General features: G+C 72.8%; 13 protein-coding genes. 8 read left to right on the forward strand and 5 right to left on the reverse strand.

All coding sequences use genetic code 11. From position 1 onward, the window contains the following. Positions 1-201: 201 nt before the first annotated feature. On the reverse strand, positions 202-1,524 hold the full coding sequence (locus ACLJQM_RS44815) for a hypothetical protein (RefSeq protein WP_410636260.1): 1,323 nt from the start codon (positions 1,522-1,524) through the stop codon (positions 202-204). A gap of 128 nt (positions 1,525-1,652) precedes the next feature. Between ACLJQM_RS44815 and ACLJQM_RS44820 the strand changes: the two genes are divergently transcribed. Together ACLJQM_RS44820 and mshC are read left to right on the forward strand one after the other, a co-directional pair. Beyond that, complete coding sequence (locus ACLJQM_RS44820) at positions 1,653-2,414, forward strand: MerR family transcriptional regulator (protein WP_410636261.1); 762 nt, start codon at positions 1,653-1,655, stop codon at positions 2,412-2,414. 67 nt (positions 2,415-2,481) lie between these two features. Further along, positions 2,482-3,720 carry a cysteine--1-D-myo-inosityl 2-amino-2-deoxy-alpha-D-glucopyranoside ligase gene (gene mshC / locus ACLJQM_RS44825; protein ID WP_410636262.1) on the forward strand — a complete coding sequence of 413 codons (1,239 nt, stop codon included), beginning with the start codon at positions 2,482-2,484 and terminating at the stop codon, positions 3,718-3,720. 57 nt (positions 3,721-3,777) lie between these two features. Here mshC and ACLJQM_RS44830 read toward each other — a convergent pair whose 3' ends face one another. Continuing rightward, complete coding sequence (locus ACLJQM_RS44830; RefSeq protein ID WP_410636263.1) at positions 3,778-5,412, reverse strand: ABC-F family ATP-binding cassette domain-containing protein; 1,635 nt, start codon at positions 5,410-5,412, stop codon at positions 3,778-3,780. Between the two features lie 158 nt (positions 5,413-5,570). Further along, positions 5,571-6,047, reverse strand: coding sequence for a MarR family winged helix-turn-helix transcriptional regulator (locus ACLJQM_RS44835; protein ID WP_247023236.1), 477 nt, complete (start codon positions 6,045-6,047; stop codon positions 5,571-5,573). A 148-nt stretch (positions 6,048-6,195) separates the two neighbouring features. Here ACLJQM_RS44835 and ACLJQM_RS44840 point away from each other — a divergent pair, with 148 nt between their 5' ends. The 3 genes from ACLJQM_RS44840 to ACLJQM_RS44850 are packed head-to-tail and all read left to right on the forward strand — an operon-like array spanning position 6,196 to position 8,839. Next, positions 6,196-6,783 (forward strand): ArsR/SmtB family transcription factor, encoded by a 588-nt coding sequence (locus ACLJQM_RS44840; RefSeq protein ID WP_410636264.1) that lies wholly within the window; start codon positions 6,196-6,198, stop codon positions 6,781-6,783. Further along, entirely contained in the window at positions 6,780-8,042 is a 1,263-nt protein-coding gene (locus ACLJQM_RS44845; RefSeq protein ID WP_360781865.1) for an MFS transporter, read from the forward strand. The genes ACLJQM_RS44840 and ACLJQM_RS44845 overlap by 4 nt, the downstream gene beginning before the upstream one ends. Continuing rightward, entirely contained in the window at positions 8,006-8,839 is an 834-nt protein-coding gene (locus tag ACLJQM_RS44850; RefSeq protein ID WP_247023239.1) for a metallophosphoesterase family protein, read from the forward strand. The genes ACLJQM_RS44845 and ACLJQM_RS44850 overlap by 37 nt, the downstream gene beginning before the upstream one ends. 262 nt (positions 8,840-9,101) lie before the next feature. Here ACLJQM_RS44850 and ACLJQM_RS44855 read toward each other — a convergent pair whose 3' ends face one another. Then, positions 9,102-9,647 (reverse strand): CGNR zinc finger domain-containing protein, encoded by a 546-nt coding sequence (locus ACLJQM_RS44855; RefSeq protein ID WP_360781867.1) that lies wholly within the window; start codon positions 9,645-9,647, stop codon positions 9,102-9,104. Between the two features lie 38 nt (positions 9,648-9,685). Between ACLJQM_RS44855 and ACLJQM_RS44860 the strand changes: the two genes are divergently transcribed. Continuing rightward, positions 9,686-10,624, forward strand: a complete 939-nt coding sequence (locus tag ACLJQM_RS44860; RefSeq protein WP_410636265.1) for a phosphotriesterase — start codon at positions 9,686-9,688, stop codon at positions 10,622-10,624. Position 10,625: 1 nt separating this feature from the next. Here the strand turns inward: ACLJQM_RS44860 and ACLJQM_RS44865 are convergent, their stop codons facing one another. Next, positions 10,626-11,531 carry a PAC2 family protein gene (locus ACLJQM_RS44865; protein WP_410636266.1) on the reverse strand — a complete coding sequence of 302 codons (906 nt, stop codon included), beginning with the start codon at positions 11,529-11,531 and terminating at the stop codon, positions 10,626-10,628. Between the two features lie 38 nt (positions 11,532-11,569). Here ACLJQM_RS44865 and metH point away from each other — a divergent pair, with 38 nt between their 5' ends. After that, positions 11,570-15,124 carry a methionine synthase gene (metH, locus tag ACLJQM_RS44870; RefSeq protein ID WP_410636267.1) on the forward strand — a complete coding sequence of 1,185 codons (3,555 nt, stop codon included), beginning with the start codon at positions 11,570-11,572 and terminating at the stop codon, positions 15,122-15,124. A gap of 12 nt (positions 15,125-15,136) precedes the next feature. Further along, positions 15,137-15,799, forward strand: coding sequence for an HAD family hydrolase (locus tag ACLJQM_RS44875; protein WP_410636268.1), 663 nt, complete (start codon positions 15,137-15,139; stop codon positions 15,797-15,799). Positions 15,800-15,832: the final 33 nt, after the last annotated feature.

Below are 15,832 nucleotides of genomic sequence, written 5' to 3' on the forward strand. Positions count from 1 at the left end.
AAGACCAGGCGCGAAGCGATCCGCTGCCTGAAACGCTATGTCGCGCGAGAGCTCTTCAACCTCATCGCCCAGGCCACGCAGCACACTGGTCTGCCAGCGATCGCTTGACATCGATAGGGGCATCAAGTTGGCCATCGTCTATCGGTCAGCGGTCGTCCTCCACGCCGTGGTCACCTGGACCAAGGCATGGTCAGACATTCCCTAAGCGCGTCGATGACGGCCGGTGCCCGTCCGGTCCTCGTTCGCCCGGCCCAGTGCCCGGGCGGCGCGGGCCGTGTCCTCGTGGCCCCTCGGCAGGTACGCCTCGTGGTCGGCCAGCACCTCCCGGCCGAGCGCGCGAGCCTGCCCGTGGGCGCCCTCGGCCGTCAGCAGGTCGACCGACCGGCGCCGCAGCCGCAGGACCGTGCCCAGCCGAGGACCCGACTCCGCCGACGGCAGGGCGCGGAAGTGGCGCCACAACGCGGCGGCGTGGCCGGTCAGGTCCGCCGTCTCCTCCGCCGCCACCACGGCGAACGCCCGGTCCAGAGCCGCGGCCATCCGGTCTTCCGCGTGCAGCCGGCCCAGGATCGCGCGGCGGGTCAAGCGGTGCATCGTCACGACCTCGCCGCTGGTGTCGAACTCCGTGAGGGACGCCGACGCCAGACCGGCCAGCGCCGCGTCCACCGCCACCGGGTCCGGGCCCACCCGGTGCACCAGCGCCCGCCGGACGCCCGGCGATCCCAGCACGGCGAGGAGTTCCGCGACGACCGACGCCCGGCCGTCCCGGGCCGCCACCGCTCGCAGCGCCGCGATCGTCGTGTCCTCGACGCACGGGGAGTGGTCTTCGCCCGGGTCCCGCTCCAGCGGCGGGGTGTGCGGCAGCCGGTCGAGGTACTCCCCGAAGCCCGACGTCCGGATCACGCCGCCCGCCTGGGCCAGCGCCAGCGGCAAGCCACCGAGTTCCCGCGCGACCTCGGCCGGGGCGGCGTCCCGGCCCGATCGCGCACGGAGGAAGCCGACCGCTTCGGGCTCGTCGAACGCGGGCACCGGCAGCGTGGGGCCGAGGACTTCGAAGTCCGGCACCGTCGTGGTCACGAGGACGCGGGCGCGGGCGGGCAGCCAGCGGTTGAGCGCGTCCGGGTCGGTCGCGCCGTCGAAGACGACGAGCGCGTCTTCGAGACCGTCGAGCCACGCGAGACCCTCGCGGGCAGCCGCTTCGGCGTCGGGACCACTGGCCAGCGCCGCGAAGGCACGCGCGGGGTCCTCGGCAGGCACCCAGACCACGGGCGAGCGGCCGGCCCGGACGTAGGCGGCGGCGAGGTGCGTCTTGCCTGCTCCGCCGCGGCCGAGCAGGACGCAGAACCGGCCGTCCCGGAACGTCGAGTCGATCTTCGCCAGCAGCGTGCCGCGCGCCACAGCGGCGACCGGTTCGGCGGGAACGGCGCCGGACACGAACCGGGGGCGAGGACGGCGCAGCCGCAGCACCACCGCCGTGACCAGCGCGAGCACGACGATCGCGCCGCCTGCGACGATCACGGTGCTCATCCGGCCAGGCTAACCGCGCGAGCCGCGTGTCGAAGGTTGAGGAAGGGTGATGCTTGACCCTCACGTCACGTCAGGCAGCACGGTGGTCTTCGCAAGGGCCGAACGGCCACCGAAAGAGGAGGGGAACGATGGGGCATCCGGTGGGCAAGGTCGCCGCACTGGCCGGGATCACCGTCCGCACGCTGCACCACTACGACGAGATCGGCCTGCTCAGCCCGAGCGGGCGGACCGCGGCGGGGTACCGCAGCTACGCCGACGACGACCTCGACCGGCTGCAGCGCATCCTGTTCTACCGGGAGCTCGGCTTTCCCCTCGAGACGATCGCGACTCTCGTCGACGACCCGGGCACCGACGCCGAAGCGCACCTCAAGCGGCAGCGTGAGCTGCTGGTGGCGCGGATCGGCGAGCTCGGGCGGATGGTCGCGGCCGTCGACCGCGTGATGGAGGCGAGAGCCATGGGCAGCGCGTTGACGCCCGAGGAGAAGTTCGAAGTGTTCGGCGGGTTCCGCGAACCGGACGGCTACGCGGAAGAAGCCGCCCGCCGCTGGGCGCACACCCCCGAGTGGCGGGGTGCCGCCACCCCGTCCAAGGAGGACCTGGCGGCCGGGGAGGCCGCCCGCAAGGACTGGGTGGCGCGGCTCGGCGCCGTCCTGGACGCCGGGGCCGCGCCGGACAGCCCCGAAGCCGGGGAGCTGGCTGAGGCACACCGGGAGATGCTGTCCCGCGTGATGGGCGAGTGCTCCTACGAGACGCAGCGGCGGATCGGTGTGCTGTACGCCACCGAGCCGGCGCAGCTGGAGTTCCTGGTCCGGGCCGACGAGCAGCGTCCCGGCGTGGGCGCGTTCGTCCGCGACGCCATCGAAGCGAACGCGGCCCGCCGGGAGGAATGACTCCGCCAGGTGGGGGAGGAGTCCCACCGGACGGGAGGGGGTGCGGGGCAGCGCTTACAGTCGAGGTATGCAGACTTGGTCATCCGTCGACGTGCCCCGCATCCCGGGCACCCCCCGCCCGCTGCGGCTCCACGACACGGCCACCGGGCAGGTCCGCCCGACCGCGCCCGGGGCCACCGCCCGGATGTACGTCTGCGGCATCACGCCCTACGACGCGACGCATCTGGGGCACGCCGCGACGTACCTCGCGTTCGACCTGGTGAACCGCGTGTGGCGCGACAACGGACACGACGTCCACTACGTGCAGAACGTCACGGACATCGACGAGCCGCTGCTGGAGCGCGCCGCGCGGGACAAGGACGACTGGGTCGTGCTCGGCATGCGTGAGACGGCGCTGTTCCGCGAGGACATGACGGCGCTGCGGGTGGTCCCGCCGCAGCAGTTCGTCGGCGCCGTGGAGAGCATCCCGGAGATCGTCGAGGTCATCGCCAAGCTGCTGGCCAACGGCGCCGCCTACCGGGCCGAAGACCCGGAGTTCCCGGACATCTACTTCGACCACGCGGCGACCGGCCGGTTCGGCTACGAGTCGAACTACGACGAGCCGACCATGGCGAAGTTCTTCGCCGAGCGCGGCGGCGACCCCGACCGCGCCGGCAAGCGCCACCCGCTCGACGCGCTGTTGTGGCGCGTGGCCCGCGAGGGCGAGCCCTCGTGGGAGTCCGAGCTCGGCCCGGGCCGCCCCGGCTGGCACATCGAGTGCAGCGCGATCGCGGTCAACCGGCTGGGCCTCGGGTTCGACCTGCAGGGCGGCGGCTCGGACCTGATCTTCCCGCACCACGAGTACAGCGCGGCGCACGCCGAAGCCGTGGCCAAGGACGGCCAGTTCGCCCGCCACTACGTGCACGCCGGCATGATCGGCCTCGACGGCGAGAAGATGTCGAAGTCCCGCGGCAACCTGGTGTTCGTCTCGCGGCTGCGGGCCGACCAGGTCGACCCGGGCGCGATCCGGCTGGCCCTGTTCGCCGGCCACTACCGCGCCGACCGCCCGTGGACGGACTCGCTCCTCACCGACGCCGAGACGAGGCTGGCGCGCTGGCGCGAGGCCGTCTCGCTGGCCACCGGGCCGTCCGCCGCGGACACGATCGTCCGGCTGCGCGACCACCTGTCCGACGACCTGGACACGCCGAAGGCGCTGGCGGCGATCGACGCGTGGGCGAACGAGGCCCTCCGCCGCGACGGCACCGACTCGACGGCTCCCGGCCTGATCCGCATCGCGGTCGACGCCCTCCTCGGCATCGACCTCTGAAACCCGACCAGGGGCCGCACTTTCACGTGAAAGTGCGGCCCCTGAGCGTATAACGACCTATACCGCGGCGGTGGGGTGACCGTCGGTCAGGTGAAGGTGGTCGCCGGACCAGTCGCGGCGCAGCCAGCGGTCGTGGGACGCGAGGACGACCGCGCCCGGAGCCGTCTCCAGCGCCGAGAACAGTTCTTCCGCCAGGGTCAGCGAAATGTGGTTCGTCGGCTCGTCGAGCAGGAGCACGTCCGGTGGTTCGGCGAGCAGGATCGCCAGCGCCAGCCGCCGCCGCTGGCCGACCGAGAGCGCGCCGACGGGCTGCCGGAGGTCCCGGGACGCCAGCAGGCCGAGCCGGCTCAGCGGGGGAGCGTCCTCGCCGAGCGTGTCCCGGTAGACCCGGGCCGCGGATCGGTGCGGCTCCGCGAAGGCGACGTCCTGCTCCAGCATCCCGACCCGCACGCCGTGTCCGAAGTGGACCGTGCCGGCGGCGGGGGGCAGCCGGCCGGCCAGCACCGAGAGCAGCGTCGACTTCCCGGCGCCGTTCCCGCCGGTGACGAGCAGCCGTGCCGACCCCTCGACGTCGAGGCGCGGCAGCCGCAACCGGCCCGGGACTTCCAGTGCACGCACCGAAATCGCGGGTCCTTCACCGGCCGCCCGGCCGGTGAGCTCCGCCCGGAACCGCAGTGGCGCCGGGGGTTTGCGCACCTGGTCGCGTTCGAGGTTCTCCAGCCGCTGCTCGGCGTCGCGCACCCGCCGCGAGATCGTCTTCTGGACGCGCGCGCCCTTGAAGTGGTGGATGAACTTGTCGTTGTCCCGCGGGCCGCGGCCGTAGGCTACGTTCCGCGCGGTGACCGCGACGGTCTCCCGCAGCTCTTTCAGCTCCTCCTGTTCTTCGGCGAAGCGCTGCTCCCACCGCGCCCGCTCGGCCTTCTTGTGGCCGAGGTAGTCGGAGTAGCTGCCGCCGTAGCGGACCGCGCCGCCGGCCTGCCGGTCCGCCGCGGCCGGGTCGAGGTCGACGATGTCGGTGCAGACGGCGTCGAGGAACACCCGGTCGTGCGAGGACAGCACGACGATCCCGGTCAGCTCGGCGAGGTGGCGTTCGAGGAACGCCAGCGCCGCGTCGTCGAGGTGGTTGGTCGGCTCGTCCAGCAGGAGCGTCTCCGGCTGCCGGACGAGCAGCGCGGCCAGCCCGAGCCGGGACCGCTGCCCGCCCGACAGCGTGCCGAGCCGCCGGTCCGGTGCGACGCCGCCGAGGCCGAGCCCGTCGCAGACGAGCTTCGCGCGGCGGTCGGCGTCCCAGAGGTCGTGGGCCTGGGCCCACTCCAGGACCCGGCCGTACTCCTCGAGCACGCCTTCGTCGTCGGGCCGGTCGGTCATCGCCGCGGTCAGCTCGTCGAGGCGGGCCGACGCGGCCCGGATCTCGGCGAGGGCGTCGTCGAGCACGTCGGCGAACGTCGCCTCCATGGCGAACGGCAGTTCCTGCAGCAGGAACCCGACGTCGGGGCCGCGGAGCACCTCGCCGGAGCGGGGTTCTTCGAGCCCGGCGAGCAGGCGCAGCAGGGTGGACTTGCCGGTGCCGTTCTCGCCGACCAGACCGAGCCGTTGCCCGGCCGACGCGGTCAGCGAGATGCCGTCGAGCACCACGCGGGTGCCGTAGCCGAAGACGACGTCCTTGGCCTGCAAGGGAAAAAGGGTTGACATTGCGCATCACCGGGCCCGGAGGAAAAGAAGCGGAGATCCCGCCGGGCGTCGTGGCACGCGGGAGCGTCAGGCTCGACCGGGTGCCGCCTCGGAAGCGGGATGGGCGCGGTTCAGTTCTTCATAGTGAAGACAAGTTAACGCAACAACCGTAGAGTTAGTCAACGGGTTATGGCCTGCGTCACATCCGGCAGCTCGACGGTCGACCGTTCAGCGGCCGCGGTGCCGTCGGTGAGGAACTCGAGCAACGCCGTCAGCTGGCGGCGGTCGAACCGCGCGAGCCGCTCGCCGACGAACCGGGCCATCGGCGCGTAGAGCTCGGCGAGCTCGGCCATCCGGTCGGGCAGCGGCCGGACGACGAGCCGGCGCCGGTCGGCGGGGTCCGGGGCGCGCTCGGCCAGCCGGTGCAGCGCCATCCGGTCGAGCAGGCGGGTGAACGCCCCGGTCGACATCCCGAGCAGGCCCGCGAGCTCGGTCGGGGAGTCGCTGACGCCGCCGTGGAGCAGGTGCAGGCAGTGCAGCTCGGTGGGGGTGACGCCCATCCGCTCGGCGACCGCGGCGTGGAAGAGCGCGGTCGAGCCCACGAACCGGGGGAGGGCGAGGGCGGCGGCGGTGGCGAGTTCGCGCTGGTCGGGCAACGTCCATCCAAGGTCGGGTCACGGTGCAGTCACTGCCTGGTGCAGCTGCTGCGCGGCGAACGATAACGCAGCCGGTTGACAAACCCGCAGGCGGGACCAAGTATGAAAGAAGACTTTCGAAACACTTCTTTCAGGAATGGGGCGACCGATGGCCGAGCTGCCGCCGCGCAAGCGGATCGAGGACGTCGAGCTGCTGCGCGCGCTGGCGCACCCGTTGCGGTCGGCGCTGCTCAACCACCTCACCGCGGTCGGCCCGCGCACCGCGAGCGAGTGCGCGGAGGCGGTCGGCTCGACCGCGTCCAACTGCAGCTGGCACCTGCGGCAGCTCGCGCAGTACGGCCTCGTCGAGCGGGCCGACGCCGAAGACGGCCGCGAACGGCCGTGGCGCGCCCGGCAGGTCGGCCTCGAGGTGGGGGAGCTGGCCGACGACCCCGCGCACCGGGCCGCGCAGCTCGGCGTCGTCGGCGCGACGCTGAGCCACGAGCAGGAACTGACCCAGCGGTACCTGGACTCCCTCGACGACCTCGACCCCGCCTGGCGCGCCGCGGCCGGGATGTCGACCTACGCGCTGCGCGTCACGCCCGCGGAGCTGACCCAGCTGACCGAAGCGATCGACGCGCTTGTCCGGCCCTACGTCGGCGCGATCCGGGCCGACGCGCCGGCGGACGCGGCGTCGGTGCACGTCGGCCTGCGCGCGTTCCCGCGCATCGAGCACTCGGGGAAGGCGGAGGCGTGAGACAGCTGCTGGGGGTGCCCGCGTTCGCGCGGCTGTGGGTGGCCGCGTTCTTCGGCGAGACGGCCGAATGGATGCTGCAGGTGGCGCTGCCGGTCTACGTCTTCCAGCGCACCGGCTCCGCCGCGACGACGGCGCTGAGCATCGTGCTCGGCCTGCTGCCCGCGGTGCTGCTGAGCCCGGTCGCCGGCGTCGTCGCCGACCGGTGGAACCGCCGCGCGGTGCTGTTCGGCGTCTGCTGCGGGCTCGCCGTCGTCGCGCTCCCGCTGCTGGCCGAGCCCGGCGTCCCGGTGGTGTACGGCGTGATGGCCGCCCAGGCGGCGCTGGCGTCGGTGTTCGAGCCGGCGCGCAACGCGCTGGTGCCGGAGCTGGTCGGGGTCGCCGACGTGACCGGCGCGAACGGCCTGATGAGCGTCAACGGCAGCGTCGCCCGGCTCGCCGGCGGCTGGGCGGGCGGCGCGCTGCTGGGCTTCGGTGGCCTCGCCGACGTCGTCACCGGCTACCTCGCCGTCCTCGTGGTGGCGGCGGCGCTGCTGGCCAAGCCGTTCCGGCGGGTGGCGGCCCCCGCGCCCGCCGCCGGGCACGAACCCGTCGTGCGGGCGTGGCTCGACGGCCTGCGGGAGCTGACGCACAACCGGCGGCTGTGGCGCACCGGGCTCGCGCTGGTGTTCACCTCGCTGGCGCAGGGCATGTTCCTGGTGCTGTTCGTGGTCTACGTCCTGGACGTGCTCGGCGGCAGCGAAGCCGACGCGGGCCTGCTGCGGGGCGTGCAGGCGATCGGCGGGCTGGCCGCCGGGTTCGCGCTCGCGACGGTGGCGCGGCGGGTGGCGCCGGTCCGGCTGCTCGGCTGGGGCTCGCTGCTGCTGGGCGTGCTGTCCGCGGTGATCTGGAACCTCGCCTCGGTGACGACCGCGCTGGGCGTCTACGTCGGCCTCTTCGTCCTCGTGGGTGCGCCGGGGGTGGCCGTCGGCGCCGGGGTGCTGTCGGAGATCCAGAGCGCGGTGGCCCCCGAGCGGGCCGGACGGGTGCTGAGCACGACGTTCGCCGTGATCGCCACCTTCACGACCGTCGGCGCGCTGCTGGCGGGCACCCTCGTCGCGGCGACCGGGCCCGCGGTGCTGCTCGACGTCCAGGCGGGCGTCTACGTGTTCGCCGGGGTGCTCATGCTGGCCCGGATTCGCAGGTTTCGCGAAGAACCCGTGAGCGCGGTGGCTACGGTGGAGGGGTGCCACACCTCTTCGCCACCAGCGACCTCCACGTGACCCACGAGGGCAACGGCCCGATCCTGGACTCGGTCGTCCCCGAGACGGCGGACGACTGGCTGCTCGTGGCCGGCGACGTCGCCGAGCGCGCGGAAGCCACCATCGGGACGCTGAAGACGCTGCGCGAGCGGTTCGCGAAGGTCGTCTGGGTGCCGGGCAACCACGAGCTGTGGACGACGAACAACGACCCGTGCCAGCTGCGCGGCCAGGCCCGCTACGAGTACCTCGTCGAGCAGTGCCGCGAGATCGGCGTCCTGACGCCGGAGGACGAGTACCCCGTCTGGGAGCACGGCGCGAAGCCGCTGACCATCGCGCCGCTGTTCCTGCTCTACGACTACAGCTGGCGGACCCCCGAGGCCGAGGGCAAGTCCCTCGAGGAGGCCCTGCGCCAGGCGCGGGAGGCCGGCGTCGTCTGCACGGACGAGTACTTCCTGCACCCGGACCCGTACCCGAGCCGCCAGGCGTGGTGCGCGGACCGGCTGAAGATCAGCACCGAGCGCCTCGACGCGATCCCCGAGGACCACGGCACGATCCTGATGTCGCACTGGCCCCTGCACCGCCACCCGACGGCCCCGCTGTACTGGCCGGAGTTCGCGCTGTGGTGCGGTTCGACGAAGACCGAGGACTGGCACCTGCGGTACCGCGCGGAGATCGCGGTCTACGGCCACCTGCACATCCCGCGCACGACGGAGGCGGACGGGGTCCGCTTCGAAGAGGTGTCGCTGGGGTACCCGCGCGAGTGGCGCAAGCGGACTCGGGGCGCGGTGCCGATGCGCCGCATCCTCTGGCCCTCCTGAGCCGCGGTTCGGCTGCGAGGCCTCGATCCGGCCCGGCACCGGTTCTCGGGCGGGCAGACACGGTGGGCTCGCTCGCCGCCCAGGTCGGGCCTTGGCTGAAATCGGGTTCGCGGCCGGGTGACCCCGGTGGGCTCGCTCGTCCTTCCCACAGTCGGGCCCCGCTGGACTTCGGGCCGTCGGCGCCTGAAGCGCGCGGGCCCGGCAGCAGCCCGTGGGGCGGCGCCGGACCTCAAGCTCATGGACCTGCGGCGCCCGCTGTCCTTCACGACTCCGTGCGGCGCCGTTCCCGCAGTGCCCTGACGCGCCCGCGGCTCGCGCACGCCGGGGACGGGCACCAGCGCCGCCGGCCGCCCGGGTCGGCGAACACCCCTCGGCAGTCCTGCTCCGGACAAGCCCGCAGGTCGTGCCGCAGCGGCCCGGTGAGCCAGTCCGCCGCCTGGTGGGCCAGCCGGGCGAAAGCGGCATCCGCCGTCGGCGGGGCGCTCCGGTGCAAGCGGTCGAGCGCGGCCAGGTGCACCGGCTCCGGCTTCAGGAACCGCGTCAGCGCCCGCACGTCCCCGGCACTCGGCGCGACACCGTCCACCACGCCCAGCGCCAAGGGCCGCAGCACCTCGCGCAGCTCGTGCGCGGTGGCCAGCTCGAAGTCCGTGACCGGGGCCAACGGGGTCAGCTCCGAGCAGGCCAGCCAGTCCCGCAGCCGGGCCGCGGTCGGGAGCCGCTCCACCGGCTGCGGCCCGAAGTGGCGGCCGCGGGTGGCGAGCAGGTTCAGCCACGGTGCGCCCATGTCCAGGCGGAAGTCTTCCGGCACCTCGCCATCGTAACGGGTGAGCCGTTACACTCGGCCGCGTGACTGGGGAACCCAAGGTCCGCACCCTGACCGGCGACATCGATCCGGCCGAACTGGGCGTGACCGACTCGCACGACCACCTCTTCTTCGCCTCGAAACTGCTGCCCGGCGAGGAGCTCGACGACACGGAAGCGGCGCTGGAGCAGCTGCTGACGTTCCGGGCCGCGGGTGGCTCGGCCGTGGTGCAGTGGACGCCGTTCGGGCTCGGCCGCCGGACCCGGGAGCTGGCCCAGTTCTCGAAGGAGACCGGGGTGCACGTGGTCGCCGCGACCGGGCTGCACCGGGCCGCGCACTACGCGCCGGTCCTGCTCCACCGGGTGATCGACGACCTGGTCCGGCTCTTCGTCGCCGACCTCGTCGAGGGCACCGGGCCCGCCGACCTGCCGGAAGACCGGCGGACGCGGCACCGCGCGGGGCTGATCAAGGTCGCCGGCGCGTTCCACGCGATCGACGCGCACGCCCGCACGACGCTGACCGCCGCCGCGGTCGCGCACGAAGAAACCGGGGCGCCGATCGCGGTGCACCTCGAACACGGCACCGCCGGGCTCGAGATCGCCGAGCTGCTGTGCGGCACCCTCAGCGTGCCTGCCGACCGGGTGATCCTCGGGCACCTCAACCGCCACCCGGAGCCGCGGATCCAGCAGGAGATCGCCCGAACCGGCGTCTTCCTGGCGTTCGACGGGCCGTCACTGGCGAACCGGGCCACCGACTGGCGGCTCGCGGACTGCCTCGAAGCCCTCGTCGGCGCCGGGCACGGCGGTCAGCTGCTGCTCGGCGGCGACACGACGACCGCCACCGCCCGGCGCGAACCCGGTGGCCTCCCGTACCTGCTCACGACGCTGGCGCCGCGGCTGGCGAAGCTGCTCGGCGGCGACGTCGTCACGGCCATGCTGGTGGCGAACCCCGCCCGGGCGTTCGCCACCAGCTGGCGCGGGTGACTCAGCGCAGGCCGAAGCCTTCCTGTCCGCCGCCTCGGCCGCGGCGGCGCAGGTAGCGCTCGAACTCGGCGGCGATCTTGTCGCCGCTGACGTCCTGCTCCGCGACCTCGGTCTGCGCGTCGCCGCGCTCCTCGAGGCTGCGGACGTACTCGCTGATCTCTTCGTCCTCGTCGGCCATCTCGCTGACCGTGCGCTGCCACTCCTCGGCCTGCTCCGGCAGCGCGCCGAGCGGGATCTCGACGTCGAGGATGTCCTCCAGCTTGTGCAGCAGCGCCAGCGTCGCCTTCGGGGACGGCGGGTGCGACACGTAGTGCGGCACCGCGGCCCAGATCGACACGGCCGGGATGCCCGCCTGCACGCAGTAGTCCTGCAGGATCCCGACGATGCCGGTCGGGCCCTGGTAGTTGTTCAGGTCCAGGCCGTAGAGCGACGCCGTGTCCTTGTCGTACGCCGTCCCGGTGACCGGGACCGGCCGGGTGTGCGCGGTGTCGGCGAGCAGCGCGCCGAGCGTCACGACGGTCGCGACGTCGAGCTGCTTGATGTGCTCCAGCAGCTCCGCGCAGAACGCGCGCCAGCGCATGTTCGGCTCGGGTCCCTGGACGAGGACCACGTCGCGGTCGAACCCGACCGGGCGGCAGACGGAGAGCGTCGTCGTCGGCCAGTCCACCCGTCGAGTGACGCCGTCCACCATCCGGACGGTCGGGCGGCTGACCTGGAAGTCGTAGTAGTCGTCGGGCTCCAGTTCGGCCAGGGGCGTGGCGTCCCAGTTCAGCTGCAGGTGCTCGACCGCCCGGCTGGCCGCGTCACCTGCGTCGTTCCAGCCTTCGAAGGCGACGACCATCAAGGGCCGGGTGGGTTCGGGGCGGTCGCCGGGCGGCCGCGGGGTCTCGTCGACGGGCTCACTCACCGGCCCAGCCTACGACCACCGGCCTTACCCTGTTCAGCATGTCCGACCGCCTGTCGTCGCCGTTTCTCGAAGTCCTGGGCTCGCGCGTCCTGGTGGCCGACGGGGCGATGGGTACTGCGCTGCAGGCCCACGACCTGAGCCTGGACGACTTCGGAGGTCTGGAAGGCTGCAACGAGATCCTGAACGTCACCCGGCCGGACGTCGTCCGGTCCGTGCACCGCGGCTACCTCGAAGCGGGTGCGGACGCGGTCGAGACCAACACTTTCGGGGCGAATTTCGCCAACTTCGCCGAATACGACATCACCGGCCGGATCTTCGAGCTGGCCGAAGCCGGCGCCCGGCTGGCGCGGGAGGCCGCGGACGAGTTCGCGACGCCGGACCGCCCGCGGTTCGTGCTCGGCTCGGTCGGCCCCGGCACGAAGCTCCCGACGCTCGGCCACGCGCCGTTCACCACCCTGCGGGACGCCTACCAGGAGCAGGTCGGCGGCCTGCTGGCCGGCGGCGTGGACGCGGTGATCGTCGAGACCACCCAGGACATCCTCCAGACGAAGGCGTCGATCATCGGCGCGAAGCGGGCGATGGCCGCCGACGGCCGCCGGGTGCCGGTCCTCGCTTCGATCACCGTCGAAACGACCGGGACCATGCTGCTCGGCACCGAGGTCGGGGCGGCACTGGCCGCGCTCGAGCCGCTCGGCGTCGACGTCATCGGGCTCAACTGCGCCACCGGCCCGGCCGAGATGAGCGAGCACCTGCGGCAGCTGGCCAAGCACGCGCGGGTGCCGCTGTCGGTGATGCCCAACGCCGGCCTGCCCGAGCTCGGCCCGGACGGCGCCGTCTACCCGCTCGGCCCGGAAGCGCTGGTCGAGGCGCTGACCGGGTTCGTCCGCGAGTTCGGCGTCGGCCTGGTCGGCGGCTGCTGCGGGACGACCGACGAGCACATCCGGCAGCTCGCGGCCGCGGTCGCGGACACCGCTCCGGTGCCGCGGCGCCCGCGGCCCGAGCCCGGCGTGTCGTCGCTGTACCAGGCGGTGCCGTTCAAGCAGGACGCCAGCGTGCTCATGATCGGCGAGCGGACCAACGCCAACGGCTCGAAGGCGTTCCGCACCGCGATGCTCGAGGGCCGCTGGGACGACTGCGTCGAGATCGCCCGCGAGCAGACCCGCGACGGAGCCCACCTGCTCGACCTCTGCGTCGACTACGTCGGGCGCGACGGCACCGCCGACATGGCCGAGCTCGCCGGGCGGCTCGCCACCGCGTCGACGCTGCCGATCATGCTCGACTCCACCGAGGTCCCGGTGCTGCGCGCCGGGCTGCAGCGGCTCGGCGGCCGCTGCGCGGTCAACTCCGTCAACTACGAGGACGGCGACGGGCCGGAGTCGCGGTTCACGAAGGTCATGGAGCTGGTCAGCGAGTACGGCGCCGCCGTCGTCGCCCTGACCATCGACGAAGAAGGCCAGGCGCGGACCGCGCGGAAGAAGGCCGACATCGCGACCCGGCTGATCGAGGACATCACCGGGAACTGGGGGCTGCGCACCGCCGACATCATCGTCGACGCCCTCACCTTCACCATCGCCACCGGCCAGGAGGAATCGCGGCGCGACGGCGCCGAGACGATCGAAGCGATCCGCGAGATCAAGCGACGCCACCCCGAGGTCCAGACCACGCTCGGCCTGTCCAACATCTCCTTCGGGCTCAACCCGGCCGCGCGGCAGGTGCTGAACTCGGTGTTCCTGCACGAGTGCGTGCAGGCCGGGCTGGACACCGCGATCGTGCACGCGTCGAAGATCCTCCCGATGGCGCGGATCCCGGACGACCGCCGCGCGGTCGCCCTCGACCTGATCCACGACCGCCGCCGCGAGGGCTACGACCCGCTGCAGGAGCTGATGGCCCTGTTCGAGGGCGTGAGCGCGGCATCGTCGAAGGCGTCGCGCGCCGAGGAACTGGCCGCGCTGCCCCTGTTCGAGCGACTGGAACGCCGGATCGTCGACGGCGAACGCAACGGCCTGGCCGACGACCTCGACGCGGCGCTGGAACAGCGGCCCGCCCTGCAGATCATCAACGACACCCTGCTGTCGGGCATGAAGACCGTCGGCGAGCTGTTCGGGTCCGGGCAGATGCAGCTGCCGTTCGTGCTGCAGTCCGCCGAGGTGATGAAGGCGGCCGTCGCGCACCTCGAGCCGCACATGGAGAAGGAGGACGACGCCGGCAAGGGGCGGATCGTGCTGGCCACCGTCCGCGGCGACGTGCACGACATCGGCAAGAACCTCGTCGACATCATCCTGTCCAACAACGGCTACGAGGTCGTCAACCTCGGCATCAAGCAGCCGATCACGACCATCCTGGACGCGGCCGAGGAGCAGGGCGCCGACGCGATCGGGATGTCCGGGCTGCTGGTGAAGTCGACCGTGATCATGAAGGAGAACCTCCAGGAGATGAACTCCCGGGGCGTCTCCGCGCGCTGGCCGGTGCTGCTCGGCGGCGCCGCGCTCACCCGGTCGTACGTGGAGAACGACCTCACGGAGCTCTACCTCGGCGACGTCCGCTACGCGCGGGACGCGTTCGAGGGCCTGCGGCTGATGGACGCGATCATGGCCGCCAAGCGCGGGGAATCGCCGCTGGTGGACGCCGACGCCGAGCGGAAGCGCGTGGAGCGCAAGGAACGGCGTGAGCGCTCCCTGCGGATCGCCGAAGCGCGCAAGGCCCGCAAGGCCGAGGAGGAAGCCCTCGAAGGCCCGCCGGCGGCCCGGTCGGACGTCGCCACCGACGTCCCGCTGCCGGTGCCGCCGTTCTGGGGTTCGCGGGTGGCCAAGGGCATCGCGCTCGCCGACTACGCCGCGATGCTCGACGAGCGCGCCACCTTCATGGGGCAGTGGGGCCTCAAGGGTGCCCGCGGCGGCGGCGGGCCGACGTACGACGAGCTCGTCGAGTCCGAAGGACGGCCGCGGCTGCGGTACTGGCTCGACCGGCTGACCGCCGACGGCGTCCTGGCCGGCGCGGCTGTCGTCTACGGCTACTTCCCGTGCGTCGCCGAGGGCGACGACCTGGTCGTGCTCACCGAGCCCGAGCCGGACGCGCCCGAACGGCTGCGGTTCACCTTCCCGCGCCAGCGCCGCGACCGGCGGCTCTGCCTGGCCGACTTCTACCGGCCGCGGGAGGCGGGCGAAGTCGACGTCGTGCCGTTCACCGTCGTGACCATGGGCCAGCCGATCGCCGACTACGCGAACGAGCTGTTCGCCGCGAACGCCTACCGCGACTACCTCGAGGCGCACGGCCTCGGCGTCCAGCTCACCGAGGCGCTGGCCGAGTACTGGCACTGCCGCATCCGGGGCGAGCTGACCCTGCCCGGCGGTGTGGCGGTCGCCTCAGCGGACCCCGAGGACGTCGAGGACTTCTTCAAGCTCGGCTACCGTGGAGCGAGGTTCTCCCTGGGCTACGGCGCCTGTCCCGATCTCGAGGACCGGGCGAAGATCGTCGCGCTCCTCGAGCCGGGCCGCATCGGCGTCAAGCTGTCCGAGGAGTACCAGCTGCACCCCGAGCAGTCGACCGACGCGATCGTCTGCCACCACCCGGAAGCGAAGTACTTCAACACCTGAGGAGAATCCACTGTGGACGGAATCGCTGCCGTGCTGTGGGATATGGACGGCACCCTGGTCGATTCCGAGAAGCTGTGGGACGTCGCGCTCTACGAGACGGCGGAAGCCCTCGGCGGCAAGCTCTCCGAAGAACAGCGGATGACACTGGTCGGGTCCAACATGGACGACACCGCGCAGTACCTCCTGGAAGTGGTCGGCCGTCCCGTCACCCCCGAAGCGATCGCGTCGACCGGCGACCAGATCCGCCGCCGCACGGCCGGGCTCTTCGACGACGCGCTGCCGTGGCGCCCGGGCGCCCGCGAAGCATTGGCCGCGGTGAAGGCGGCTGGCCTGCGCTCGGCGCTGGTCACCTCGACCGAGCGCGACCTGACCGAGCTGGCGCTGAACACGATCGGCCGCGGCTTCTTCGACGTCACGGTGTGCGGCGACGAGGTCGACGGGCTCAACAAGCCGCACCCGCGCCCGTACCTCAAGGCGGCCGAACTGCTCGGCGTCGACCCGGCGCGGTGCGTCGCGGTCGAGGATTCCCCGCCGGGCACGGCGTCGGCGGTCGCCGCGGGCTGCGCGGTCCTGGTCATCCCCAACGACGTCCCGGTCGAGGCGGGGGAGCGGCGCGTGTTCCGCGACTCGCTGGTGGGTGTCGACGTCCCGGCGCTGGCGGCCCTGCTGGGCTGACCCACGCCCATGTCGCATTTCCGCTAGCCCGCG

The organism is Amycolatopsis sp. cmx-4-83 (assembly GCF_046548815.1).
GTDB classification, from domain to species: domain Bacteria; phylum Actinomycetota; class Actinomycetes; order Mycobacteriales; family Pseudonocardiaceae; genus Amycolatopsis; species Amycolatopsis pretoriensis_A.

What these genes read in the sequence shown, in the direction of transcription:
- metH (WP_410636267.1), top strand. Translation starts at nt 11,570, where the DNA reads ATGTCCGACCGCCTGTCGTCGCCGTTTCTCGAAGTCCTGGGCTCGCGC.
- ACLJQM_RS44840 (WP_410636264.1), top strand. Translation starts at nt 6,196, where the DNA reads ATGGCCGAGCTGCCGCCGCGCAAGCGGATCGAGGACGTCGAGCTGCTG.
- mshC (WP_410636262.1), top strand. Translation starts at nt 2,482, where the DNA reads ATGCAGACTTGGTCATCCGTCGACGTGCCCCGCATCCCGGGCACCCCC.
- ACLJQM_RS44820 (WP_410636261.1), top strand. Translation starts at nt 1,653, where the DNA reads ATGGGGCATCCGGTGGGCAAGGTCGCCGCACTGGCCGGGATCACCGTC.
- ACLJQM_RS44815 (WP_410636260.1), bottom strand. Translation starts at nt 1,524, where the DNA reads ATGAGCACCGTGATCGTCGCAGGCGGCGCGATCGTCGTGCTCGCGCTG.
- ACLJQM_RS44830 (WP_410636263.1), bottom strand. Translation starts at nt 5,412, where the DNA reads ATGTCAACCCTTTTTCCCTTGCAGGCCAAGGACGTCGTCTTCGGCTAC.